Here is a 23,670-nt window from a genome sequence, read left to right as displayed (position 1 = left end):
GAAAGAATAAAATTTACGGCTGCTTTGTTTAATAGGTATAAAAAAAGCTTCCGAAATTAACGGAAGCTTTTTTAATGTTTTAATTGAGTTTTTCTAGTCTCTGTTGACTAAACTATCTTGTTTCCAAGTTTTCACCGATGCAATTCTACTGTTAGAAAAATCTACTTCGCTCAAATTATTTCCATTCCAGAAAAACCATTTTCCAGTTTTAGTACCATTTTCATAATTGCCAATAGATTGTTTATTTCCATTTGTGTCATATGAAGTCCAAGTTCCTTCCAGTTTGCCATTTTTAAAGAAACCTTCTTGTTGTATCTTACCATCTTCAAAATAGTAAACAGCCTTAACTTGTTGGCCAACAATTTCTAATTTTGGTTTTCCTACTTGTGCAAAAAGAATCCCAGAGAACAATAGCGCCACTAAAATTACATACTTTTTCATATCGTTAGTTTTAATTAATTACATTTTCTTATCAAATTTAGAAAATAATTTACATTAAAAAAACTTTTAGTTAACAATTTAGTAACATTGAAGTAAAACTTAACATTGGAAATACTCAAACATAAAAAAACCAATGCTTTCACATTGGTTCATTTGTTTTAGTTTTATCAAACTTAGTTTAAAAGAACATCCAGTTCTTCTTGTAGTTTTGGTGACGAAGGTCTGGCTGCATCTGCTTTTACAACTTTTCCATTCGGATCTATCAAAATAAATCTAGGGATTCCGGTGATATTAAAGTCTTTGACAAATTGAGAATTCCAATCATTATCTGCAAAAACCTGAACGCCGCCTAATTCTTTTTCTTTTATCATGGTTTTCCATTTTTCGAGATCTTTTAATTTATCAATAGAAATGCTCACAAAAGCAATGTTTTTATCATGGTATTTTTCTTCAACTTTTTTCAAGAAAGGAATTTCGGCACGACAGGGTCCGCACCACGTTGCCCAAACGTCTATATATACATATTTCCCTTTAAAGTCTTCCAGCTTCGTTTTTCCACCCTTGTAATTAGCATAATCAAACGAAGGAGAAACGGAATTGTTTAATTTATTGTTCGCTAGGCCTTGTTTGTAATATCTAGTCAAGCCGGCTAAATTATTCTCAATATCTTTCTTTTGAAGAGCAACAAAATTAGGGTCCATTTTGTTGGTTTCTAGTTTTGCTAAATCGGCTTTGTTTTTCTCGGCAATTAATTTATTGAACGCTTCTTCATTAGACGATAGCATTTCATCGTAATTAAATTTGCTTTCCGATATGGTGTTTTGAGCCAAAAAATTGTTCTCTACAGCTCCTTTTCCTGAATATACAATGGACTCGTCAAATTGTTTTGCATCCATTTTTAGCTTTAAATCATATCCGTTTTTAAGATACAAGCTGGTATATTCAACCCCGTCAAACATTAGATATAAGCCGTCTTTTATGTTTAAGGTATCTTTAAAAACGCCTTCTTTGTTGATTTGGATTTTTCGAATCACTTTTTTGTTGTCTCTGATATAAATAGAATCTCCATTTCTGTTGGCTATTTCGGCATTAAAAGAAACGTAATTTGGACCTTGCCCATAACTGTAAAACGTAACGGCAAATAGAATGGCAATAAGTACTAATTTTTTCATAAATGATGAGGTTAGATTGTGTTAGTCAAACTTAATTATTTAATTATTAATTTTTTGAAAGATTAACAATAATTTAATTTTCGTTGAAGTTTCGTGGTTTTAGGGTTTAATACAATATTTGTTTTTACTTTTGCAGTCTAAAATTTGGATCATGTATAGAAGTCATAATTGTGGTGAGTTGAATGCCTCACATATTAATACAGAAGTTACACTTGCGGGATGGGTTCAAAAATCACGTGATAAGGGATTTATGAATTGGGTTGATTTGCGTGACCGTTATGGAATTACGCAATTGATTTTTGACGAAGGTCGTTCTGAAAAATCAGTTTTTGAACTTGCAAAAACACTTGGTCGTGAATTTGTAATTCAGGTAAAAGGGACTGTTATTGAGCGTGAAGCCAAAAATAAAAACATTGCAACAGGCGAGATAGAAATTTTAGTTACTCAACTTACTATTCTTAACGCTTCGCTTACGCCTCCTTTTACAATTGAAGATGAAACGGATGGTGGGGAAGACATCAGAATGAAATACCGTTACCTTGATATTAGAAGAAATCCGGTAAAAAACAGTTTGATGTTTCGTCATAAAGTAGCGATGGAAGTGCGTAAATACCTTTCGGATTTGGATTTTTGTGAAGTAGAAACACCTTATTTAATAAAATCTACACCAGAAGGAGCTAGAGATTTTGTCGTTCCTTCTCGAATGAATGAAGGGCAATTTTATGCGTTACCACAATCACCTCAAACTTTCAAGCAATTGTTAATGGTGGGCGGAATGGATAAATATTTCCAAATCGTGAAATGTTTCCGTGATGAAGATTTACGCGCCGACAGACAGCCGGAATTTACACAAATTGATTGCGAAATGGCTTTTGTGGAACAAGAAGATATTTTGAATGTTTTCGAAGGATTGACAAGACATTTATTGAAAGAAATAAAAGGCATCGAAGTAGATAAATTCCCAAGAATTACCTACGAGTATGCCATGAAAACCTATGGGAATGATAAACCAGATATCCGTTTCGGAATGGAATTTGGCGAGTTGAATAAAATAGCACAACACAAAGATTTTCCGGTTTTCAATGCTGCGGAATTAGTGGTGGGAATTGCAGTTCCGGGAGTTGGAAACTATACTCGTAAGGAAATAGATGGATTAATTGACTGGGTTAAGCGTCCTCAAGTGGGTGCGTCAGGAATGGTGTATGTGAAATGCAATGAAGACGGGACTTATAAGTCATCAGTAGATAAATTCTACGATCAAGATGATTTGAGTAATTGGGCAAAAACTACAGGTGCTCAGCCGGGCGATATGATTTTTGTGCTTTCTGGTCCAGCTGATAAAACACGTACACAGTTAAGTGCGTTGCGTATGGAATTAGCAACGCGATTAGGGTTGAGAAATCCAGCTGAATTTGCGCCGCTTTGGGTGGTTGATTTTCCATTATTAGAATTTGATGAAGAAAGTGGTCGTTACCATGCTATGCATCACCCTTTTACATCTCCTAAACCAGAAGACATGCACTTATTGGAGACGAACCCAGGGAAAGTTCGGGCTAATGCATATGATATGGTTTTGAATGGAAATGAAATTGGTGGTGGATCGATTCGTATTCATGATAAAGCAACACAACAATTAATGTTTAAATATTTAGGTTTCACCGAAGAAGAAGCTAAGGCACAGTTCGGATTCTTGATGGATGCATTCCAGTTTGGAGCGCCACCACATGGAGGTTTGGCTTTTGGATTGGATCGATTAGTAGCAATTCTTGGTGGTCAGGAAACGATTCGGGACTTTATTGCTTTTCCAAAAAATAATTCAGGAAGAGATGTTATGATTGATGCGCCGTCTACAATTGATGAGTCGCAATTGAAAGAGTTGCATATAAAATTAGTTTCATCGTAATTTAGGGTGTAAATTAGTTAGAAAACGTTGAATATCAATATTTTTACAAAATAAAAAGAGAAGAATGTCTTTCGTATTATATTAAATATTACATTTGCCTCATTATAAATTATTATTACTATTACAATGCGTACAGGTACAGTTAAATTTTTCAATGAATCTAAAGGTTACGGATTCATTACAGACGAAGAAACAGGAAAAGACATTTTTGTTCATGCATCAGGAATCAACGCGGAAGAATTACGCGAAGGTGACAGAGTTAGCTATGAAGAAGAAGAAGGAAGAAAAGGAAAAGTTGCTGCGAAAGTAGCAGTTATCTAAGCATAAAAAAATTAATTTTTTTTGCCTACGAATGTTTAAAAACGTTCCGATTTATTTCGGAACGTTTTTTTTTATTCAAAATTTTTGCCACTTTCGAAATAAATGAACCTTCTTTTTAAGATTGTTGAATTTTATAAACGTTAAACACATCTTAAGATAAAAATCTTTCCTTATTTATAATTAATAAAAATTGTAAATTTACAACGTTGTAGTTGCGATGTATTTTTGAATTTTTATTGTTATTTAATAATTTGAAAGTTATCTTTGTGGCTTATTTTTATTCAAAAAAAACGATACTATGCAATCCGATCAATTAAATTATATCCCAATTTTAATGCAGTTTATCCTAGCTGTAGGATTTGTTGTAGGAACTATATTAGTTTCAGGAAAATTAGGCCCTAAAAGATCATCTGAAATCAAAGATAGGAACTTCGAATGTGGTATTGAATCTGTTGGAAATGCGAGAATTCCATTTTCAGTTAAATATTTCCTTGTTGCCATCTTGTTTGTCTTGTTTGATGTTGAGGTGATTTTCTTGTATCCATGGGCAATCAATTTCAAAGAATTGGGAATGGAAGGAATGGTTAAAATGGTGATTTTCATGATGTTGCTTTTGGTTGGTTTCTTTTATATTATCAAAAAGAAAGCTTTAGAGTGGGAATAAGTCCTAACCACCTAAAAGGTTTTGGAATTAAAAATATTAAATTGATTTTAAATTTAAGTTATGAACTCATAACTCATAACTCATAACTTTTATAAAAATGAGTGATTCAAATATAAATATGGTTGCCCCTCCGGAAGGTGTTGTTGGTGAAGGTTTCTTCGCTACAAAACTGAATGATGTTGTGGGATTGGCTCGTGCTAATTCATTATGGCCGCTGCCTTTTGCAACGTCTTGTTGCGGGATTGAATTCATGGCTACAATGGCTTCACATTATGATTTGGCACGATTTGGTTCGGAGAGAGTGAGTTTTTCTCCTCGTCAAGCCGATATGCTTATGGTAATGGGGACAATTTCAAAAAAAATGGCACCAATTTTACGTCAGGTTTACGAACAAATGTCAGAGCCTCGTTGGGTTATTGCCGTTGGTGCTTGTGCTACTTCAGGTGGGATCTTTGACACCTATTCAGTTTTACAAGGAATAGATAAAGTAATTCCGGTTGACGTTTATGTTCCTGGTTGTCCTCCAAGACCGGAACAAATCGTTGATGGCGTTATGAAATTGCAAGAATTAGTAAAGAATGAATCTGTAAGAAGAAGAAGTTCTCCTGAATATCAAGAATTATTAGCTTCTTATAATATCAAATAAATAATGGCGCTAGAAACGATACAAATCCAGGAAAAATTAGTTGAAACATTTGATTCGGCTGTTTTTGAATTCAATCAGGAAAAAGATATATTTTCATTTGAAGTAGCTGCTGATAAAATTACGGCAGTTATTCTTTTTTTGAAAAATGACCCAACATTGCGTTTTCATTTTTTAACTGATTTGTGTGGGATTCACTATCCTGACAATGATGTGGACCATCAATTTGCAGTGGTGTATCATTTGCACAATTGGTACGAAAACAAAAGAATTAAAATTAAGGCATTTATCAACGGTGAAAACCCAGAAATAAAAACGATATCAAACATTTTCTTAAGTTCTAACTGGATGGAAAGAGAAACGTTTGATTTTTATGGGATAAACTTCATTGGTCATCCACAGTTGAAACGTATTTTGAATATGGATGAAATGATTTCTTTTCCAATGCGAAAAGAATTCCCAATGGAAGATAGCGGAAGAACAGATAAAGATGACCGTTTCTTTGGAAGAACGACAGACAATTATTAAAAATACTCACTATTATAATTTTTCACATTAACTAAATGTCAGAACTATTATTACCACCAGAGCATCGCTATGCTAAAAGAATTGCAGCGCAACTAAATGAAGATGGAAGCGAGCTTTCAATCTTGAATTTAGGACCTACTCACCCAGCTACACACGGTATTTTTCAAAATATCCTGTTGATGGATGGAGAAAGAATTCTAGAAGCGGAACCAACGATTGGTTACATCCACAGAGCTTTCGAAAAAATCGCTGAAAACCGTCCTTTTTACCAAATCACGCCTCTTACTGATAGAATGAACTATTGTTCATCACCTATAAACAATATGGGTTGGTGGATGACATTAGAAAAATTGTTAGATATTGAAGTTCCTAAAAGAGCGCAATATTTAAGAGTTATTGTAATGGAATTGGCTAGAATCACGGATCATATCATCTGTAATTCAATCCTTGGTGTGGATACCGGAGCGTATACCGGATTTTTATATGTGTTCCAATTTAGAGAAAAAGTGTACGAAATATACGAAGAAATTTGTGGGGCGCGTTTGACTACTAATATGGGAAGAATTGGTGGTTTCGAAAGAGATTGGTCACCAGAAGCTTTTAGAAAATTAGATGTGTTTTTAGCCGAATTTCCAGCAGCTTGGAAAGAATTTGAAAATTTATTCGAAAGAAATAGAATCTTTATTGACAGAACTGTAAATGTTGGAGCGATAACAGCTGAACAAGCGATGGCTTACGGATTTACAGGTCCAAATTTACGTGCTGCAGGTGTTGATTATGATGTTAGGGTGTCGCAACCGTATTCTTCTTACGAAGATTTCGATTTTATTATTCCTGTTGGAAAATCTGGAGATACGTATGATCGTTTTTGTGTTCGTAATGCCGAAGTTTGGGAAAGTTTGAGTATTATTCGTCAAGCATTAGCAAAAATGCCGGAAGGAAATGATTTTCATGCTGATGTTCCGGATTATTACCTTCCACCAAAAGAAGATGTTTACACCAGTATGGAATCGTTGATTTACCATTTCAAAATTGTTATGGGAGAAGTTCCTGTTCCAGTTGCTGAAATCTACCATCCTGTTGAAGGTGGAAATGGAGAGCTAGGTTTTTATTTGGTTACTGACGGAAGTCGAACTCCTTATAGATTGCATTTTCGCAGACCTTGTTTTATTTACTATCAAGCGTATCCAGAAATGATTAAAGGTTCATTACTATCGGATGCAATTGTTATTTTGTCAAGTTTAAATGTTATTGCCGGAGAATTAGACGCTTAATAAAATTATAAATGATGAATTATAAATTTTGAATGAAAGTTAAAAAGCATTAAAAATTTAGAATTCAAAATTTGAAATAATAAAAAATGGAACGTACGTATCACAAACAAGAAATAAATATGACCGAAGCATTGATGTCCCGCATCAATGAATTGATAAGTCATTATCCTGAAGAGAAAAAAAAATCGGCATTATTGCCTGTTTTACATGAAGTTCAAGATGCTCACGAGAATTGGTTGAGTATTGAATTAATGAATAAAGTAGCCGAAATCCTTTTGATTAAACCAATTGAAGTTTACGAAGTAGTTTCGTTTTATACGATGTACAACCAAAGACCAATTGGAAAATACATGTTCGAATTTTGTCAAACTTCTCCTTGTTGTTTGAATGGAGTGGAGGATTTAATGGATTATACCTGCGAAAAATTAGGTGTAAAAGTGGGCGAACCTACTCCAGACGGTCTATTTGAAGTTAGAGGTGTTGAATGTTTAGGTGCTTGTGGTTACGCTCCAATGATGCAATTAGGCGATTTTTACAAAGAACATTTGACAGCAGCAAAAATCGACCAGTTAATTGATGATTGCAAAAACGATACAATAATATTACACGATAAATAATATGTCACAAAAAATATTATTAGACAAAATAAATATTCCAGGAATTAAAACGTACGAAGTATACCGTCAAAACGGAGGTTATGCTTCAGTAGAAAAAGCCATAAAAACATTAACACCAGACGAAGTTGTCGAAGAAGTAAAAACTTCAGGATTGCGTGGTCGTGGTGGAGCAGGATTCCCAGCAGGAATGAAATGGAGTTTCATCGATAAAAAATCAGGAAAACCAAGACATTTAGTTTGTAATGCGGATGAATCAGAGCCAGGAACTTTCAAGGATCGCTACTTGATGGAATTTATTCCTCATTTATTGATTGAAGGAATGATTACTTCCAGTTATGCTTTGGGCGCAAACCTTTCATATATTTACATTCGTGGAGAATACATGTGGGTTTACAAAATATTAGAAAAAGCCATTAACGAAGCAAAAGCTGCTGGATTTTTGGGTAAAAATATACTGGGTTCAGGGTATGATTTAGAACTTTATGTTCATTGTGGTGCCGGAGCTTACATTTGTGGAGAAGAAACTGCATTGATTGAATCCTTGGAAGGAAAAAGAGGAAATCCTCGTATCAAGCCACCATTTCCTGCTATTTCAGGACTTTGGGCAAATCCAACGGTTGTAAATAATGTAGAAACAATTGCCGCTGTGCCTTGGATTATCAATAATACAGGTGCAGAATATGCTAAAATTGGTATTGGACGTTCTACAGGAACCAAATTAATTTCGGCTTCTGGGCATATCAAAAACCCGGGTGTTTATGAAATTGAATTGGGTCTGAGTGTTTATGAATTCATGAATTCTGATGAATATTTAGGCGGAATGAGTTCTGACAGACCTTTGAAAGCATTTGTACCGGGAGGAAGTTCTGTTCCCGTTTTACCTGCCCATTTAATTTATAAAACGGCAAACGGTGAAGATCGTTTGATGTCATACGAATCGTTAAGTGACGGTGGATTTGCAACAGGTTCTATGTTAGGATCTGGTGGATTTATCGTTTACAATGATACGTCTTGTATCGTTCGTAATACTTGGAATTTCTCTCGTTTTTACCACCATGAAAGCTGTGGACAATGTTCCCCTTGTCGTGAAGGAACAGGATGGATGGAAAAAGTATTACACCGAATAGAAAATGGTCACGGTCGTGAAGAAGATATCGATTTGCTTTTGAGTATTCAGAGTAAAATTGAAGGAAATACAATTTGTCCATTAGGTGACGCAGCAGCTTGGCCTGTGGCAGCAGCCATTCGTCACTTTAGAGAGGAGTTTGAATACCATATTCGTTTCCCGGAAAAAATAAAAAATAGAGATCATTTTGTTGCTGAACCTTTTGAAAAAGTAAAGCATTTAGTTTCTAAAGTAATCGTATAAAGTCAAGAATTTCAGAAAATGAAAGTAACCATAGACGGTCAAAGCATAGAAGTAGAACCAGGAACAACAATCCTGCAGGCAGCACGTATGATAGGTGGAGAAGTAGTTCCGCCAGCGATGTGCTATTATTCTAAACTAAAAGGTAGCGGTGGAAAATGCCGTTGTTGTTTAGTGGAAGTTGCAAAAGGAAGTGAAGCTGATCCAAGACCAATGCCTAAATTAATGGCATCTTGTGTAACAGGTTGTATGGACGGAATGGAAGTGAACAGTAAATCTTCACCAAGAGTAACCGAAGCCAGAAAATCAGTAACAGAGTTTTTATTGATCAATCACCCATTAGATTGTCCAGTTTGTGATCAAGCAGGAGAATGTGATTTACAAAATTTAAGCTTCGAACACGGGAAATCAGAAACCCGTTTTATCGAAGAAAAAAGAACTTTTGAGCCAGAAAATATTGGTCCAAATATTCAATTACACATGAACCGTTGTATTCTTTGTTACCGTTGTGTGATGGTTGCAGATCAATTGACTGACGATCGTGTGCACGGAGTAATGGATAGAGGAGATCATTCTAATATATCGACTTGTATCTCAAAAGCGGTTGATAATGAGTTCTCTGGAAATATGATCGATGTTTGTCCAGTAGGCGCTTTAACAGACAAAACGTTTAGATTTAAATCTAGAGTTTGGTTTAGTAAGCCTTATAATGCACACAGAAATTGCCCTACTTGTTCCGGGAAAACTACCGTTTGGATGTTTGGTGACGAAATCCAACGTGTTACCGGAAGAAAAGATGAGTACCATGAAGTAGATGAATTTATTTGTAATGGATGTCGTTTTGACCATAAAGATATTGCAGATTGGACTATTGAAGGACCAAGAGCATTCGAAAAAGATTCGGTTATCAACCAAAACAAATACAACAGAAAATTAGAAAAAGTTGAAATCGCTACGGAAGAGCATATCCTTTTAGGTAGAGAGGAAGACCGTAAGAAAATAAGCATGGCCGAAATTCCATTGACTGAAGAAGACATTATTAATCAAAAAAGCTTGGGTAATAATGGATAGTACTATTATCATAGAAAAAAGTGTCATTATTGTTGCAGTTTTTGCTTTGACAATGTTGATGGCAATGTATTCCACTTGGGCTGAACGAAAAGTTGCCGCTTGGCTTCAAGATCGTGTTGGACCAAACAGAGCAGGTCCTTTTGGATTATTTCAGCCGCTTGCCGATGGTTTGAAATTATTCTCGAAAGAAGAATTTGAGCCAAACACTCCAAATAGATTTTTGTTTTTCGTGGGTCCAGCAATTGCTATGAGTACCGCTTTAATGACGAGTGCCGTAATTCCTTGGGGAGACAGGCTGCATTTGTTTGGAAGAGATATTCTATTGCAGGCAACTGATTTAAACATTGGATTGTTATACTTTATTGGAGTTGTTTCAGTGGGTGTTTACGGAATCATGATTGGTGGTTGGGCATCCAATAATAAGTTCTCTTTGATGGGCGCCGTTCGTGCTGCTTCGCAAATGGTATCTTATGAAGTAGCCATGGGACTTTCCTTGATTGCTTTGTTGATGATGACCGGAACGTTGAGCTTAAGAGAGATTTCGGCGCAACAGGCAGGAATGAATTGGAATGTGTTTTACCAACCGTTATCTTTTATTATATTCTTAATTTGTGCTTTTGCAGAAACCAATAGAACACCTTTTGATTTAGCGGAATGCGAAACGGAATTAATTGGAGGATATCACACGGAATATTCATCGATGAAAATGGGATTCTATTTATTTGCTGAATATGCGAATATGTTTATTTCTTCAACGATTTTAGCTGTTTTATTCTTTGGAGGATATAATTATCCTGGAATGAGTTGGGCGGTAGAAAATTGGGGTGTAAATATTGCTAACGTTATAGGATTTGGTGCTTTGTTTATCAAATTATGTGGATTCATCTTTTTCTATATGTGGGTTCGTTGGACTATTCCAAGATTCAGATACGATCAATTGATGCATTTGGGTTGGAGAATTTTGATTCCATTATCCATTATCAATATCATGATTACCGGAATTGTAATTTTGAGAAGTGAAATTGCAACTTATTTAGGATTTTAATTAGTACCGAAAAAGCCCTAGCCCTGATAGTAGCGGCATCCTTTTATTTTTTTCTTTAAAAAATAAAAGATATAGCGAATAGCAGGATTAAGCTTCAAATAAAAATAAAAAATGTCAATAGAAAGTATATCCTTATCGGGAAGAAAAAAGCTAGTCTCTAACAAGGAGATGACTTTTTGGGAAAGAATGTATCTTGTTGCGATTGTCAAAGGTTTGATAATTACGATTCAGCATTTGTTTAAAAGAAAAGTAACGATTCAATATCCGGAACAAGTACGAGAAAGAAGTCCGGTTTATCGCGGTCAGCACATGTTGAAGCGTGATGAGGAAGGTCGTGAGAATTGTACGGCTTGTGGTTTATGTGCCTTGTCTTGTCCTGCTGAAGCGATTACGATGAAGGCTGAAGAACGCAGAGCAGATGAAAAACATTTGTATAGAGAAGAAAAATATGCGTCGATATATGAAATTAATATGTTGCGTTGTATTTTTTGTGGATTGTGTGAAGAGGCTTGTCCTAAAGACGCAATTTACCTGACAACTTCTAAAGTTTTGGTTCCTTCTAGCTATGAGAGAGAAGATTTTATCTTTGGAAAAGACAAATTGGTCATGCCTCTGGAAATGGCAATGAAAAACGCTCAACTTAAAAACGCTAACTAATGTCTACGATACTTATAATTTTTTGTGTATTGGCTGCTATCACATTAGCAACCGCATTTTTGACAATTTTTAGCAAAAATCCGATTCACAGCGCTATTTATTTAGTGATTTGTTTCTTTTCGATTGCGGGTCATTATCTATTATTGAATTCTCAATTTTTAGCGATAGTTCACATTATTGTGTATTCTGGAGCGATTATGATTTTGTTTTTATTCACCATTATGTTGATGAATTTAAATGAAGAAAGAGAAGTGCACCGACCTAGAATTACGCGATTAGGAGCTATTGTTTCTTTTTGTTTGATCTGTTTGGTTTTGATAGCCATTTTTATCAACTCAAAACCTATTGTTGGAGAATACGTAACTACCGGCGAAGATTATCAGTCTATAAAAGTATTGGGTAAAATACTGTTGAATGAATATATGGTTCCGTTTGAATTTGCCTCTATATTACTTTTGGTTGCTATGATTGGAACTGTGTTATTGTCTAAAAAAGAAAAATTGCAAAAATAAGATGAACAATATTTTAAACCACATTGGTATTGAAAATTATATATTCCTGAGCGTAATACTTTTTTGTATTGGAGTTTTCGGAGTGTTGTACAGACGAAATGCCATTATCGTATTTATGTCAATTGAAATTATGCTGAATGCAGTAAACTTATTGTTTGTAGCATTTTCGACCTATCATCAAGATGCACAAGGACAAGTTTTTGTGTTCTTTTCGATGGCTGTTGCTGCGGCAGAAGTTGCGGTAGGATTGGCGATTCTAGTTTCTATCTTTAGAAATTTAGGTTCAATTACTATCGATAATTTAAAAAACTTAAAAGGATAAATGGAAATGAATACCAATATAGCTTTAGTTTTAGTTCTTGCTCCTTTTTTAGGATTTTTAATCAATGTTTTCTTTGGCAAAAGTCTGGGAAAATCGCTTTCTGGAATAATTGGAACCCTATCAGTTGTGGTTTCTTTTATCGCAACTGTTTATTTCTTCAGTGGAATAGCGGCACAACCGGAAGGCATTCGAATTACTCTTTTTGACTGGATTCAAATCAGTAATTTCAAAGTTGATTTTGGATTTCAATTGGACCAATTGTCAATTTTATGGTTGCTTTTTGTAACCGGAATTGGATCTTTGATTCATTTGTATTCGATCAGTTACATGCACGATGATGAAAATATGCACAAGTTTTTTGCGTATTTGAATCTGTTTATATTCTTCATGATTACGTTAGTAATAGGAAGTAACTTATTAGTGATGTTCATCGGTTGGGAAGGCGTTGGTCTTTGTTCGTATCTGCTAATTGGATTTTGGCATAAAAACCAAGAATTTAATGATGCTGCTAAGAAAGCATTCATCATGAACAGAATCGGTGATTTAGGGTTATTAGTTGGTATTTTTATCCTTGGATCTTTATTTTCAACGGTTGATTTTACAACATTAAAAACAGCCATCACTACTGCGCCAGACTATAATGATTTTTGGTTTTCAGTTGCTGCTTTAACTCTATTTATTGGAGCTTGTGGTAAATCAGCACAAATTCCATTGTATACTTGGTTACCGGATGCAATGGCTGGGCCAACTCCGGTTTCGGCCTTGATTCACGCAGCTACGATGGTTACTGCTGGTATTTTTATGATTACAAGATTAAATTTCTTGTTTGATTTGGTTCCAAGCGTTCAATCTATAATCGCAATTGTTGGAGCTGTTACTGCTTTAGTTGCTGCTACAATTGGATTGGTTCAAAATGACATTAAGAAAGTCTTGGCCTATTCTACCGTTTCTCAATTGGGACTGATGTTCTTGGCTTTGGGATTGGGTGCTTATGAAGTTGCCGTTTTCCATGTAATCACACACGCTTTCTTCAAAGCTTGTTTGTTCTTGGGTTCAGGTTCTGTAATTCACGCTTTGCACGGAGAACAAGACATGCGTAACATGGGTGGCTTGAAAAAGGCGATGCCAATTACGTTTGTAACCATGTTAATTGCTTCTTTAGCGATTTCTGGAGTTCCATTGTTTTCAGGGTTTTTCTCGAAAGACGAAATCTTATTAGTGGCTTTTCATCACAACATTCCGTTATGGGTTGTGGCTTCGGTTGCTTCTATAATGACTGCTTTCTATATGTTCCGCTTGATGTTTTTAACATTCTTCCAAGAATTCAGAGGAACTTCAGCACAAAAACACCATTTGCACGAAAGTCCTTCTTTGATTACCATTCCTTTGATTGTTTTAGCAATTTTGGCTACTATCGGTGGTTTGATCAGTTTACCTGGAAACAGCTGGTTGAATGGATATTTGACTCCTATTTTACCAAAATTAGCAAACGCAGAACACCATTTAGGAACTACTGAATATATCTTGATGGCTATTGCTGTTGTGGGCGGATTAGTAGGAATTGGTATTGCTTACGCCAAATACATCAAACAAAATACAGTTCCGACAGAAGATGCTGCCATTTCAGGATTTTCTAAAATGCTTTACAATAAATATTATGTTGATGAATGCTATGATGCTATTTTTGTTAAACCAATTAATTTCTTGTCTCGTTTTTTCAGAGATACTATAGAAACAGGTTTATCAGCTTTGGTTTTTGGATTCGGAAAAGTTACCAACGAAATAAGTTACCAAGGAAAGAAAATACAAAATGGAAGCATTGGTCTTTATCTTTTTGTTTTCGTTTTAGGGCTTTGTGCCATTGTTTCTTATTTATTTTTAGCTCAATAATCTTATACTATGAATGTATCTCTAATATTAATTATACTTTTGGTTGGTGCGTTTGCAACTTATCTTGCAGGCGATAAACTGGCTTCAAAAGTGGCTTTGTTCTTTGGTTTGGCTTCATTAGGCTCATCTATTGTATTATTAAATCACTATAATTTAGGTGAAAATATCAGTTTCATCAGCCAATGGATTACGCAGCCTAATATTTCTTTTGCTCTAAAAGCAGATGGATTATCGATGGCGATGCTTTTATTAACCACGGCTTTGACTCCAATAATTATTTTTTCTTCTTTTGGAAATCAATATAAAAATTCAAAATCATTTTATGCTTTAATTCTGTTTATGTCATTTGCAATGGCAGGAACATTCTTGGCATCAGACGGTTTGTTGTATTACATTTTCTGGGAATTATCTTTGATTCCAATTTACTTTATCGCCTTAATTTGGGGCAACGGAGACGCAGAAGATCGCAAAAAAGCAGTAGTTAAATTCTTTATCTACACACTTGCCGGTTCTTTATTCATGTTGGTTGCTTTTGTTTATATGTACCAACAAGCGGGAAGTCTTTTATTAGAAGATTTATACAAATTGAATCTATCAGCAACCGAACAATTATGGATATTCTTAGCTTTCTTCTTGGCGTATGCGATTAAGATTCCATTAATTCCTTTCCATACTTGGCAAGCAAATGTGTATCAAAAAGCACCAACCGTTGGGACAATGCTTTTATCCGGTATCATGTTGAAAATGGGATTGTATAGCGTTATTCGTTGGCAATTGCCATTGGCGCCATTGGCAGCCAAAGAATACATGTACATTTTCATTGGTCTTGGAATTGCGGGTGTGATTTATGGATCTATCGTTGCATTGAGACAAAAAGATTTAAAAAAATTATTAGCCTATTCTTCTTTGGCCCACGTTGGTTTAATTGCAGCAGGAACATACACTTTGACATTAGACGGATTACGTGGTGCGGTTTTACAAATGATTGCACACGGATTTGTGGTTGTGGGATTGTTTTATGTAGCTGAAATTATTTTCAGAAGATACGAAACCAGAGCCATTGCAGAAATGGGCGGTATTCGTACGCAATCACCAAAATTCACCTCGATGTTTTTAATTTTGGTTTTAGCATCTGTTGCTTTGCCAACAACTTTTAACTTTATTGGAGAATTCACTGTTTTATATAGTCTTTCACAAATTAATATTTGGTTTGCCATTCTAGGAGGAACAACCATAATTTTAGGAGCGTATTATATGTTGAAAATGTTTCAACATGTGATGTTGGGTGAAACTAATTCTAAAGTTTTTGCTGATGTAACAGTCAATGAAGGAATAACTTTGGTACTAATAATTGGTGTTTTATTCTTTTTTGGGATGTATCCAAAGCCAATTACCGATTTGATTACCCCAAGTCTGGAAGAAATTTTAACTCAAATAAACCGAATTAACTAAGTCAAATAAAAAAATGAATACATTAATAGCTATAATAGGATTAGGTGTTTTATGCCTTTTATTTGAAATATTTAATTTAAGGAAAGCCATTGTTCCAATAACAATTATTGGATTATTGGGAGTGCTGGGTTTAACCATATCTGAATTTAATTCAACGGAAAGCTACTACAACAACATGATTGTTGTGAGTAAATTTTCAAGTACTTTTTCGTCTTTGTTTATTGTGCTTACCATTTTCTTGGTGGCTTTAGGACATAATTTTTACGAAAATCACCAATCTAAAATCTCGGATTATATTGCCATAAAAATATTTTTATTGGCAGGAGCAGTGGCAATGGTTTCTTTTGGAAACTTAGCAATGTTCTTTTTAGGAATCGAAGTATTGTCAATTTCCCTTTATATTCTTGCGGCAAGTGATCGTATGAATTTAAAAAGCAACGAAGCAGGAATGAAGTATTTCTTAATGGGATCTTTTGCTTCTGGAATCATTCTGTTTGGGATCTGTTTAATTTACGGAGCCATGGGAAGTTTTGATGTTACTGAAATCAGCGAATTGTCACAATCAGCGGAATTGCCAATTTGGTTTCCAATCGGAATTGTATTGGTAACTATTGGAATGTTATTCAAAATTGCGGCAGTTCCATTTCATTTTTGGGCACCGGACGTTTACGAAGGTTCTCCAGCGTTGACAACGGCATTGATGAGTACTTTGGCGAAAGTAGTTGCCATGGCGACTTTGTACAAGTTGTTATCGGTTATGAATGCTGATATTTCTGAGTCATTCAAAATTATTGTTGTCGTGATTTCTATGGCATCGATGACGGTTGGTAATATTATGGCATTGAGACAAACGAATGTAAAACGTATGTTGGCTTTTTCAGGGGTTTCTCACGCCGGTTTTATGTTGATGACTTTATTGAGTTTGTCTACTTCAGCAGGAAGTTTGTTGTATTATGCCTCAGCGTATTCTTTATCTGGAATCGCTGCTTTTAGTGTGATTTTATACGTTTGTAAAAATAGAGACAACGAAGATATCGTGAATTTCCATGGATTAGGAAAAACCAACCCATTGTTAGCAGCCATTCTTACGGCAGCTTTACTTTCCATGGCAGGTATTCCAATTTTCGCCGGATTCTTTGCTAAGTTGGTTTTGTTCAATCAAACGATTCTAGCGGGTTATTTGGCTTTAGTGATTGTAGCAGTGGTGAATTCTATTATTAGCGTTGGATACTACTTTAAATTGATTTTGGCAATGTATACCAAAGAACCAAATGAAGAACGAAAAGGAACTCCGGTTATCATTTATGCAGTTGCCGTTATAGCGATTGTTTTGAATATTGTATTAGGTTTGTTCCCTTCTTTTGTATTAGATCTATTGGCATAAACCTAAGCTTAAAAAATATGCAAAAAACCATCAAGAGTAATTTTGATGGTTTTTTTTATTTGAATCAAATTGTGAAATATCAGGGCAACAATTTTATACTATATTTACCTTGACGTAAGTATATATCGGATTGGGAAGAGTTGAATAATCGATATTAAAACACAGCTCAAAGGAGACATTTGCGCAGCATAACCGACGAACACTTCGTAGAGCAGGGATCAAAATGCCATCAACAATGTTGTGAAACTTTACAAGTAGGAACATTAACTTTTTTACTGTTCTAAATCTTTTTTATAAATCTTCAATTTGTAAGTGTAATACCAACCTTGGTCATTTTTATTATGCGTATTTTGCTCAAAACTAGAAGTTTCTGCTTCAGCATTTCCTTTATTATCCATTATTAATATTAAATCCAATAGTTTATCCGTATTTTTATTAAACCTAACTGGGCTAATTTGTTTTACATGATTGTTTTCAATAGTGACAATTACATTCTCTTCAAAACCATTTGCTCCCGAAAAGCCTCTGCCATCTGTCTTAGTTTTTTTACTAATAAACGCTTTGTAATTCCCGTCTTTCACAAAAGCAATTTCTTTAAAAGTTGTGAAGGAACAAACGGACAGACACAATCCAATTCCTAGTAACGATAATAATAACATTTTTTTCATATTGGTTTTTTTTAGTTATAAATAAAATACTACAATGATTATGCCAAAAAACATTTATCGACTTGATGTTGATAATGTTGGCAATGCTTTATGAAGACTCTCAATTTTGTGACAAATATTTAATCATGTTGATCAAGGGTTAAAAAATCAAATTGATTAAAGCGGTAGCTATTTTTCCAAATATGTGAATTAAGAGTCCTTTGCTTGATTTTACCTTGCTAGCTTTTTGAATATTAGTTTTTTCAATTAACCAATTAAAAAAAGACTCAATAGGTTGTCGAACCATTGATATCGTTGTTGAAAAAAGGTCATCTGCTGTCTTATTTATATTTTTAATGTCTTGACATTCCCAGTTCTACAAAGTGTGTTTATGAATATATAATTTCATTATGAATACTGAGTAAATGTCTCCGACTTTGTGCTCGTAAGAGTATTTACAATAAAATAAAAGATTGAACTGAGAATTTGTTCGATTTATATATTGTTCAAAATGTCAAGTTGTCTTTAAAAATATACAAAAACATCAAGAGCAATTTTGATGGTTTTTTTGTTTGAATCAAATTGTGAAATATCAGGTCAACAATATTATATTTACTTTTAGGCAGTGAGTTGTATTAGTGTTAAAAAATGGAGCAAAGTTGGAGAGCTTGAGGTTCGTATATGAAGCTAAAAAAAATTGACTAAATCATAAAAAGGTACAGATCTAAAATCAATTAAAAAGGATTAATAAAAATAAAGAACCAGGGATTATTCGTTGGGGTATTGTGGGATGTGGAAATGTTACAGAGATAAAAAGTGGTCCTGCCTATCAGAAAACAGAAGGGTTTCAGCTCACAGCAGTAATGAGAAGAGATGGTGACAAAGCTGCTGATTATGCCAGAAGACATGGAATTACTAAATATTATACGGATGCAGATGCGTTAATTAACGATCCCGAAATTGATGCAGTTTATATTGCAACTCCTCCTGATACCCATAAATACTACGGACTTAAAGTAGCATTGGCAGGAAAACCCTGTTGTATCGAAAAACCGTTAGCGCCAAATTATCAAGACAGTCTGGCGATTCATCAAGCATTTGCAGCTAAAAATATTCCTTTGTTTGTTGCTTATTACAGGCGCTCACTCCCTCGTTTCAAACAGATAAAAACATGGCTTGATGCCAATGATATTGGTGAAGTCCGGCATATAAGGTGGCATTTGAGTAAACCTGCAACACCTCAAGATTTGTCAGGAAACTATAACTGGCGAACTGACGCTGAAATAGCTGCTGGTGGTTATTTTGATGATTTAGCCAGTCATGGGTTGGATTTGTTCATCTATCTTTTAGGAGATATAAAAGAGGTTTCCGGCATTAGTCTTAATCAGCAGGGATTGTATTCCGCCAAAGATGCGGCTACTGCCTGTTGGCTTCATGAGTCGGGAATTACGGGTACAGGCAGCTGGAATTTTGGGTGCTATGAGCGGGAAGATACGGTAGAAATTTTTGGGAGTAAAGGTAAAATAGCATTCTCTGTATTTAATGATGAACCAATAGTGCTTTCGAACGAACAAGGAAAAACGGAACTTTTTATTGCTCATCCGGAAAACATTCAACTGTATCATGTACAGCAAATTCGGGAACATCTTTTGGGGAACAGCAAGCATCCTTCCAATGGTTTGACAGGCGCTCATACCAGTTGGGTTATGGACAGGATTATCGGAAATGTTTAGGGTTAAATAGAAAATTGCTTAACTTTTCATGATAAATTCCCAGAAAGAAGAATTACCAATAAAAACCTAAAGCCAAAACAGCTCAAAACTGAATTGATGATTTTTGCATCATAGAACCAGCTCCGCAATGAAATGTATTTGTAATAAGATAAAAGATTGAACGGAGAATTTATTCGATTTATGTAGTACTCTTTTTAAACAAACACCAATTTACCATTTCCTAATAAAAGCATAATGTCGGATTAGTTTCAAACTACTTTTAGTACATTTGTATATACAAATGATTTAATTATTTACAAAAGTAATAAAGATGGAAAATACATTAAAAGTGCAAATTTGGTCGGATATCATGTGTCCGTTTTGTTATATAGGAAAAAGAAGAATAGAAGCCGCTTTACAGAATTTTGAACATAAAAACGCAGTCGAAATTGAATGGAAAAGTTTTCAGTTAGACGCCGGCTTTATTGCTTCTCCTGAAGACAATTTGGTAGACCATTTAGCTGAAAAATATAGAAAAGATAGGGATTGGGCACAAGACATGCTTGACAACATGACCCAAAATGCTAAAAATTCAGGATTGGATTTTCATTTTGAAAAAGCGGTTATGGCCAATTCATTGAATGCACACCGCTTGTTGCATTTGGCTAAAAAACACAATCTGGCCAATGATTTAGAGGAATTGTTGTTCAAAGCCTATTTAACCGATGGCAAGAACGTTAATGATCTGAACACATTGAAAACGTTGGGACTGGAAGTAGGACTGAATGCGGAAGCTATTGATGAAGTATTGCATTCTGATGCCTACGTAACTGAAGTGCAGCAAGACATTAAAGAAGCGCAAGCTATCGGTGTTCAAGGTGTTCCCTTTTTTGTTTTCGATAGTAAATATGCAGTTTCGGGGGCACAACATGTTGAGACGTTTGTGAAAACACTCGAAAAAGTATGGGAAGAAGGCAAATTTGAAATAAAGCCAACTGTATTGAATGCTACTGATGGAGACAGTTGTGGAATCGATGGTTGTGACTAAAAAGGAAATAACTTCAAACAAAATTCCCGCTGATACGAATACCAGCGGGAATTTTTAAACCAACCATTTATAACTAACTATCTTCTGTCTATTCTGATGGCTACACTACCTGTTGCTTTGGTGTCCTCGATTTTGGCTTTTGTGCCATTTGTTCTATAATAGTAGTAATCTTCATCATTCGAGTTTTGGTTATCACCATAATCGTTGTTTCCATTGTTGTTTTGGCTGTATTCATAACCTCTGCCGCCTTTTACGGATCCAACAATATCAACAATTTGACCACGACGGTTATAGATAATTTCTAAACCACCTACTCGTTCCAAAGCATAACGGTTGTACGTCATGTAAACTGAACCCACTCGTTTGATTCTATCATTTGAGTCATAGTTGATAAACACATTTCCAATACGTCTTATTCTGCCCATGTAGTCGTGTTCCACTTTTACACCGTAATTTCCGTTTCGAACATTTCCAGGTGCACCATACGTTTTATTCACACCATTTTTTTTGCCTGATTTATAATACATACCGTCGGTTGAACCGGTTGAAGGGCGTGTATTAAAATCAAATTGTCCGTCAGGAAATATGAAGAACTCAATTCCTCTTTCTGTAAACACAATTGGGTCGGCATTTCTAAAATCTACTGGAGATCTTCTTTCAACAGAAAAATCGATTTTTTCTGCTGCATTCACTACACTACCTCCAAATACGAAGATACTAGCTACTAAAAGGGTAATTTTTTTCATGATAAATATATTTTGAATTTTGCCTACTCTTGAGCTTTTCGGCTTTCGCTTTTTTTACTTATTTGATTAGGTATATTCAAGTAGCATGCCAAAGATTTGAATCACGGTGTTGTGTTTTTAGATTATGAATTGATTTTTAACATATAATTTGTTTAAAATCAACGTATTGGTGTTTAAAAAAAATAAAAAATAATTTTATTCAGAAGCTAACATTAAGATTTTTTTAATACAATTTCTGTTGGGTTCGATGCATTTTTTTGTGGTTTTGACGAAGAAATAATCCCAAGAAAAGAGAAAGAACCTAATTTTTAAAAATCTTTTTATATAAAACTACTTATCAACATTGCTTTAAAATTAACTTTGGTTACGAACTCGCATCAATTGATATTGAGTAATTTTGTAACATGTATGCTTTAGTCGATTGTAACAATTTCTATACTTCCTGCGAACGCGTTTTTCAACCGCAGTTCGTTGGGAAACCCGTTGCAATATTGTCAAATAATGACGGTTGTGTGATTTCCAGAAGCAATGAAGCAAAGGATGTTGGAGTCCCTATGGGTGCGCCGATATTCAAGATTAGGGAATTGGTAAAAGAGAAAAAGGTGCAACTATTTTCTTCGAATTATCCGCTTTATGGTGATTTGAGCAATCGGGTGATGGCAATTTTAAGTCAGTTTACACCTAATGTGGAAATTTACAGCATCGACGAAGCCTTCCTTAATTTTGATGGTTTGACTATTTCCGATTACCACGATTATGGAATTCAAATGAAAGCCCGGGTGCAAAAATGGGTAGGAATTCCCGTTTGTATTGGTTTTGCACCAACGAAAGCATTATCAAAAGTAGCCAATAAAATAGCCAAAAAATTCCAAGGCAGAACGCAAGGTGTTTACGTAATAGATAGTGATGAAAAACGAATCAAAGCCTTGAAATGGACAAAGATTGAAGATGTCTGGGGCATTGGCTATCGCATGAATAAAAAGATGAAAGCCAAAAACATTGTGACTGCTTTAGACTTTATTGCACCACAACACGAAGCTTGGATCAGGAAAGAAATGGGCGTGACCGGTTTGCGTTTGAAATATGAACTCGAAGGAAAATCAGTTTTGGATTTAGAGCCCATTGTTGATCAAAAGAAAAGCATTGCCACGACCAGAAGTTTCCCAAAACAAATCTCCGATTTTGATTTGCTGCGCGAACGCGTGGCCACTTTTGCATCAGTTTGTGCAGAGAAATTGCGGAAGCAAAACTCCTGCTGTCATACCATTATCGTGATGCTGGTGGTTGATAAACATACGGTACAAACCTCGAAATATTATTTTAATATGGCGATTACATTGCCTTATGCGTCAAATTCTACGCTGACGATTTCGAATGCAGCCATTGATATGTTGAAAAAACTGCACAAAGGAAATGAAACTATAAAATTCAAGAAAGCAGGTGTTATCGTTACCGAATTGATTGATCAGAACAAGAAACAGTTGCAGTTGTTTGATGAGGAAAACCCAAAACATTTGGTACTGATGAAAGTGATGGATGGACTCAATAACAAGATTGGAGATAAAAAAGTAAAGTTGGCTACCCAAAATTTAAGCTTGACCTGGAATATGAACCAGAATCATTTGTCACCCAGATACACCACTAATTTTAAAGATATTCTTGAAATAAAATGTCAATAAACAAAGAGCAAAAATTGAATTTTTTTCTGCCTGATTTTGAAAGTGAATTGCGAATTCCTTTCATAAACGAAGGTGTTTCGGCTGGATTTCCATCGCCGGCGGCTGATTTTATGGAAACTAATATTGATTTGAACAAGGAACTTAGCGAAAATCCGTTGGCGACTTTTTACATCAAAGTCAAAGGGAATTCCATGATTGATGCGGGTATAAATGACAAAGATGTTCTTGTTGTGGATAGAAGTTTGGAACCGCAAAACAATAAAATTGCGATTTGTTTTATCGATGGAGAGTTTACTGTAAAACGCATGCAACTGGAGAAAGACTGTTTGTATCTGATGCCTGAAAATCCCAATTATTCTCCAATAAAAGTCACCGAAGAAAACCAATTAATCATTTGGGGAATTGTGACCTATGTGATTAAGAAAGTATAGTGTCGTTTTTAGCTGAAAATTGCTGTAATGACAATGACTATGTGAAATTTTGGGTTGTCAGTAAATTAAAAACTAATTTCGAAATTGCCAAATATCTATATTTTATACTATATGGCCATATAAAGCACATCATTTCATAAGTTTT

General features: G+C 34.9%; 24 protein-coding genes. 20 read left to right on the top strand and 4 right to left on the bottom strand.

What is annotated here, in order from left to right:
- Positions 1 to 93: 93 nt before the first annotated feature.
- Entirely contained in the window at positions 94 to 441 is a 348-nt protein-coding gene (locus tag E0I26_RS06420; RefSeq protein WP_131915661.1) for a toxin-antitoxin system YwqK family antitoxin, read from the bottom strand.
- A 173-nt stretch (positions 442 to 614) separates the two neighbouring features.
- On the bottom strand, positions 615 to 1,613 hold the full coding sequence (locus E0I26_RS06415) for a TlpA family protein disulfide reductase (protein ID WP_131915660.1): 999 nt from the start codon (positions 1,611 to 1,613) through the stop codon (positions 615 to 617).
- A gap of 151 nt (positions 1,614 to 1,764) precedes the next feature.
- On the opposite strand from E0I26_RS06415, the gene aspS reads away from it, so the two are divergent.
- The 16 genes from aspS (at position 1,765) to E0I26_RS06335 (ending at position 17,262) form a co-directional block, all read left to right on the top strand.
- Positions 1,765 to 3,516, top strand: a complete 1,752-nt coding sequence (gene aspS / locus E0I26_RS06410) for an aspartate--tRNA ligase (RefSeq protein WP_131915659.1) — start codon at positions 1,765 to 1,767, stop codon at positions 3,514 to 3,516.
- 126 nt (positions 3,517 to 3,642) lie between these two features.
- A complete protein-coding gene (locus E0I26_RS06405) occupies positions 3,643 to 3,837 on the top strand; it encodes a cold-shock protein (protein ID WP_007137066.1) in 195 nt (64 codons plus the stop codon).
- Between the two features lie 298 nt (positions 3,838 to 4,135).
- Positions 4,136 to 4,501 carry an NADH-quinone oxidoreductase subunit A gene (locus tag E0I26_RS06400; RefSeq protein WP_131915658.1) on the top strand — a complete coding sequence of 122 codons (366 nt, stop codon included), beginning with the start codon at positions 4,136 to 4,138 and terminating at the stop codon, positions 4,499 to 4,501.
- Positions 4,502 to 4,598: 97 nt separating this feature from the next.
- Positions 4,599 to 5,147, top strand: coding sequence for an NADH-quinone oxidoreductase subunit B (locus E0I26_RS06395; RefSeq protein WP_131915657.1), 549 nt, complete (start codon positions 4,599 to 4,601; stop codon positions 5,145 to 5,147).
- Between the two features lie 3 nt (positions 5,148 to 5,150).
- A complete protein-coding gene (locus E0I26_RS06390; protein WP_131915656.1) occupies positions 5,151 to 5,672 on the top strand; it encodes an NADH-quinone oxidoreductase subunit C in 522 nt (173 codons plus the stop codon).
- A 35-nt stretch (positions 5,673 to 5,707) separates the two neighbouring features.
- On the top strand, positions 5,708 to 6,946 hold the full coding sequence (locus tag E0I26_RS06385; protein ID WP_131915655.1) for an NADH-quinone oxidoreductase subunit D: 1,239 nt from the start codon (positions 5,708 to 5,710) through the stop codon (positions 6,944 to 6,946).
- Between the two features lie 86 nt (positions 6,947 to 7,032).
- Complete coding sequence (locus E0I26_RS06380; RefSeq protein ID WP_131915654.1) at positions 7,033 to 7,563, top strand: complex I 24 kDa subunit family protein; 531 nt, start codon at positions 7,033 to 7,035, stop codon at positions 7,561 to 7,563.
- A gap of 1 nt (position 7,564) precedes the next feature.
- On the top strand, positions 7,565 to 8,932 hold the full coding sequence (gene nuoF, locus E0I26_RS06375) for an NADH-quinone oxidoreductase subunit NuoF (protein ID WP_131915653.1): 1,368 nt from the start codon (positions 7,565 to 7,567) through the stop codon (positions 8,930 to 8,932).
- 18 nt (positions 8,933 to 8,950) lie between these two features.
- A complete protein-coding gene (locus E0I26_RS06370; RefSeq protein WP_131915652.1) occupies positions 8,951 to 10,000 on the top strand; it encodes a 2Fe-2S iron-sulfur cluster-binding protein in 1,050 nt (349 codons plus the stop codon).
- Positions 9,993 to 11,045 (top strand): NADH-quinone oxidoreductase subunit NuoH, encoded by a 1,053-nt coding sequence (gene nuoH, locus E0I26_RS06365; RefSeq protein ID WP_131915651.1) that lies wholly within the window; start codon positions 9,993 to 9,995, stop codon positions 11,043 to 11,045. The genes E0I26_RS06370 and nuoH overlap by 8 nt, the downstream gene beginning before the upstream one ends.
- 111 nt (positions 11,046 to 11,156) lie before the next feature.
- On the top strand, positions 11,157 to 11,702 hold the full coding sequence (locus tag E0I26_RS06360) for a NuoI/complex I 23 kDa subunit family protein (protein WP_131915650.1): 546 nt from the start codon (positions 11,157 to 11,159) through the stop codon (positions 11,700 to 11,702).
- The gene (locus E0I26_RS06355) at positions 11,702 to 12,214 is read left to right on the top strand and encodes an NADH-quinone oxidoreductase subunit J family protein (RefSeq protein WP_091172454.1); all 513 of its coding nucleotides are present in this window, start codon (positions 11,702 to 11,704) and stop codon (positions 12,212 to 12,214) included. The genes E0I26_RS06360 and E0I26_RS06355 overlap by 1 nt, the downstream gene beginning before the upstream one ends.
- A 1-nt stretch (position 12,215) precedes the next feature.
- Positions 12,216 to 12,536, top strand: coding sequence for an NADH-quinone oxidoreductase subunit NuoK (nuoK, locus tag E0I26_RS06350; protein WP_066079401.1), 321 nt, complete (start codon positions 12,216 to 12,218; stop codon positions 12,534 to 12,536).
- Positions 12,537 to 12,542: 6 nt separating this feature from the next.
- Positions 12,543 to 14,426 (top strand): NADH-quinone oxidoreductase subunit L, encoded by a 1,884-nt coding sequence (nuoL, locus tag E0I26_RS06345; RefSeq protein WP_131915649.1) that lies wholly within the window; start codon positions 12,543 to 12,545, stop codon positions 14,424 to 14,426.
- Positions 14,427 to 14,435: 9 nt separating this feature from the next.
- The gene (locus E0I26_RS06340) at positions 14,436 to 15,878 is read left to right on the top strand and encodes a complex I subunit 4 family protein (protein WP_131915648.1); all 1,443 of its coding nucleotides are present in this window, start codon (positions 14,436 to 14,438) and stop codon (positions 15,876 to 15,878) included.
- Positions 15,879 to 15,891: 13 nt separating this feature from the next.
- Positions 15,892 to 17,262 (top strand): NADH-quinone oxidoreductase subunit N, encoded by a 1,371-nt coding sequence (locus tag E0I26_RS06335; RefSeq protein WP_131915647.1) that lies wholly within the window; start codon positions 15,892 to 15,894, stop codon positions 17,260 to 17,262.
- Between the two features lie 272 nt (positions 17,263 to 17,534).
- On the opposite strand, the gene E0I26_RS06330 is transcribed toward E0I26_RS06335, so the two are convergent.
- Positions 17,535 to 17,930, bottom strand: a complete 396-nt coding sequence (locus E0I26_RS06330) for a hypothetical protein (RefSeq protein WP_131915646.1) — start codon at positions 17,928 to 17,930, stop codon at positions 17,535 to 17,537.
- Positions 17,931 to 18,679: 749 nt separating this feature from the next.
- On the opposite strand from E0I26_RS06330, the gene E0I26_RS06320 reads away from it, so the two are divergent.
- Together E0I26_RS06320 and E0I26_RS06315 are read left to right on the top strand one after the other, a co-directional pair.
- A complete protein-coding gene (locus E0I26_RS06320) occupies positions 18,680 to 19,642 on the top strand; it encodes a Gfo/Idh/MocA family protein (protein WP_131915645.1) in 963 nt (320 codons plus the stop codon).
- Positions 19,643 to 19,952: 310 nt separating this feature from the next.
- On the top strand, positions 19,953 to 20,669 hold the full coding sequence (locus E0I26_RS06315; RefSeq protein WP_131915644.1) for a DsbA family oxidoreductase: 717 nt from the start codon (positions 19,953 to 19,955) through the stop codon (positions 20,667 to 20,669).
- Between the two features lie 77 nt (positions 20,670 to 20,746).
- Here E0I26_RS06315 and E0I26_RS06310 read toward each other — a convergent pair whose 3' ends face one another.
- Positions 20,747 to 21,415 carry a hypothetical protein gene (locus tag E0I26_RS06310; RefSeq protein WP_131915643.1) on the bottom strand — a complete coding sequence of 223 codons (669 nt, stop codon included), beginning with the start codon at positions 21,413 to 21,415 and terminating at the stop codon, positions 20,747 to 20,749.
- A gap of 404 nt (positions 21,416 to 21,819) precedes the next feature.
- Here E0I26_RS06310 and E0I26_RS06305 point away from each other — a divergent pair, with 404 nt between their 5' ends.
- Positions 21,820 to 23,094: a Y-family DNA polymerase gene (locus E0I26_RS06305; RefSeq protein ID WP_131915642.1), complete on the top strand. Its 1,275-nt coding sequence runs from the start codon at positions 21,820 to 21,822 to the stop codon at positions 23,092 to 23,094.
- Complete coding sequence (locus E0I26_RS06300) at positions 23,085 to 23,525, top strand: LexA family protein (protein WP_131915641.1); 441 nt, start codon at positions 23,085 to 23,087, stop codon at positions 23,523 to 23,525. Before E0I26_RS06305 ends, E0I26_RS06300 begins: the two co-directional genes overlap by 10 nt.
- The last annotated feature ends 145 nt before the right edge of the window (positions 23,526 to 23,670 follow it).

The sequence above is a fragment of the Flavobacterium rhamnosiphilum genome (assembly GCF_004349195.1).
In the GTDB taxonomy this organism is placed as follows: domain Bacteria; phylum Bacteroidota; class Bacteroidia; order Flavobacteriales; family Flavobacteriaceae; genus Flavobacterium; species Flavobacterium rhamnosiphilum.
Note: the sequence above shows the minus strand (reverse complement) of the source record. Positions and strands in the feature narration are given on the sequence as shown.

Bases quoted from the DNA above. Each gene is read 5' to 3' on its own strand.
- E0I26_RS06420 (WP_131915661.1), bottom strand. From the start codon at position 441: ATGAAAAAGTATGTAATTTTAGTGGCGCTATTGTTCTCTGGGATTCTT.
- E0I26_RS06415 (WP_131915660.1), bottom strand. From the start codon at position 1,613: ATGAAAAAATTAGTACTTATTGCCATTCTATTTGCCGTTACGTTTTAC.
- aspS (WP_131915659.1), top strand. From the start codon at position 1,765: ATGTATAGAAGTCATAATTGTGGTGAGTTGAATGCCTCACATATTAAT.
- E0I26_RS06405 (WP_007137066.1), top strand. From the start codon at position 3,643: ATGCGTACAGGTACAGTTAAATTTTTCAATGAATCTAAAGGTTACGGA.
- E0I26_RS06400 (WP_131915658.1), top strand. From the start codon at position 4,136: ATGCAATCCGATCAATTAAATTATATCCCAATTTTAATGCAGTTTATC.
- E0I26_RS06395 (WP_131915657.1), top strand. From the start codon at position 4,599: ATGAGTGATTCAAATATAAATATGGTTGCCCCTCCGGAAGGTGTTGTT.
- E0I26_RS06390 (WP_131915656.1), top strand. From the start codon at position 5,151: ATGGCGCTAGAAACGATACAAATCCAGGAAAAATTAGTTGAAACATTT.
- E0I26_RS06385 (WP_131915655.1), top strand. From the start codon at position 5,708: ATGTCAGAACTATTATTACCACCAGAGCATCGCTATGCTAAAAGAATT.
- E0I26_RS06380 (WP_131915654.1), top strand. From the start codon at position 7,033: ATGGAACGTACGTATCACAAACAAGAAATAAATATGACCGAAGCATTG.
- nuoF (WP_131915653.1), top strand. From the start codon at position 7,565: ATGTCACAAAAAATATTATTAGACAAAATAAATATTCCAGGAATTAAA.
- E0I26_RS06370 (WP_131915652.1), top strand. From the start codon at position 8,951: ATGAAAGTAACCATAGACGGTCAAAGCATAGAAGTAGAACCAGGAACA.
- nuoH (WP_131915651.1), top strand. From the start codon at position 9,993: ATGGATAGTACTATTATCATAGAAAAAAGTGTCATTATTGTTGCAGTT.
- E0I26_RS06360 (WP_131915650.1), top strand. From the start codon at position 11,157: ATGTCAATAGAAAGTATATCCTTATCGGGAAGAAAAAAGCTAGTCTCT.
- E0I26_RS06355 (WP_091172454.1), top strand. From the start codon at position 11,702: ATGTCTACGATACTTATAATTTTTTGTGTATTGGCTGCTATCACATTA.
- nuoK (WP_066079401.1), top strand. From the start codon at position 12,216: ATGAACAATATTTTAAACCACATTGGTATTGAAAATTATATATTCCTG.
- nuoL (WP_131915649.1), top strand. From the start codon at position 12,543: ATGAATACCAATATAGCTTTAGTTTTAGTTCTTGCTCCTTTTTTAGGA.
- E0I26_RS06340 (WP_131915648.1), top strand. From the start codon at position 14,436: ATGAATGTATCTCTAATATTAATTATACTTTTGGTTGGTGCGTTTGCA.
- E0I26_RS06335 (WP_131915647.1), top strand. From the start codon at position 15,892: ATGAATACATTAATAGCTATAATAGGATTAGGTGTTTTATGCCTTTTA.
- E0I26_RS06330 (WP_131915646.1), bottom strand. From the start codon at position 17,930: ATGAAAAAAATGTTATTATTATCGTTACTAGGAATTGGATTGTGTCTG.
- E0I26_RS06315 (WP_131915644.1), top strand. From the start codon at position 19,953: ATGGAAAATACATTAAAAGTGCAAATTTGGTCGGATATCATGTGTCCG.
- E0I26_RS06310 (WP_131915643.1), bottom strand. From the start codon at position 21,415: ATGAAAAAAATTACCCTTTTAGTAGCTAGTATCTTCGTATTTGGAGGT.
- E0I26_RS06305 (WP_131915642.1), top strand. From the start codon at position 21,820: ATGTATGCTTTAGTCGATTGTAACAATTTCTATACTTCCTGCGAACGC.
- E0I26_RS06300 (WP_131915641.1), top strand. From the start codon at position 23,085: ATGTCAATAAACAAAGAGCAAAAATTGAATTTTTTTCTGCCTGATTTT.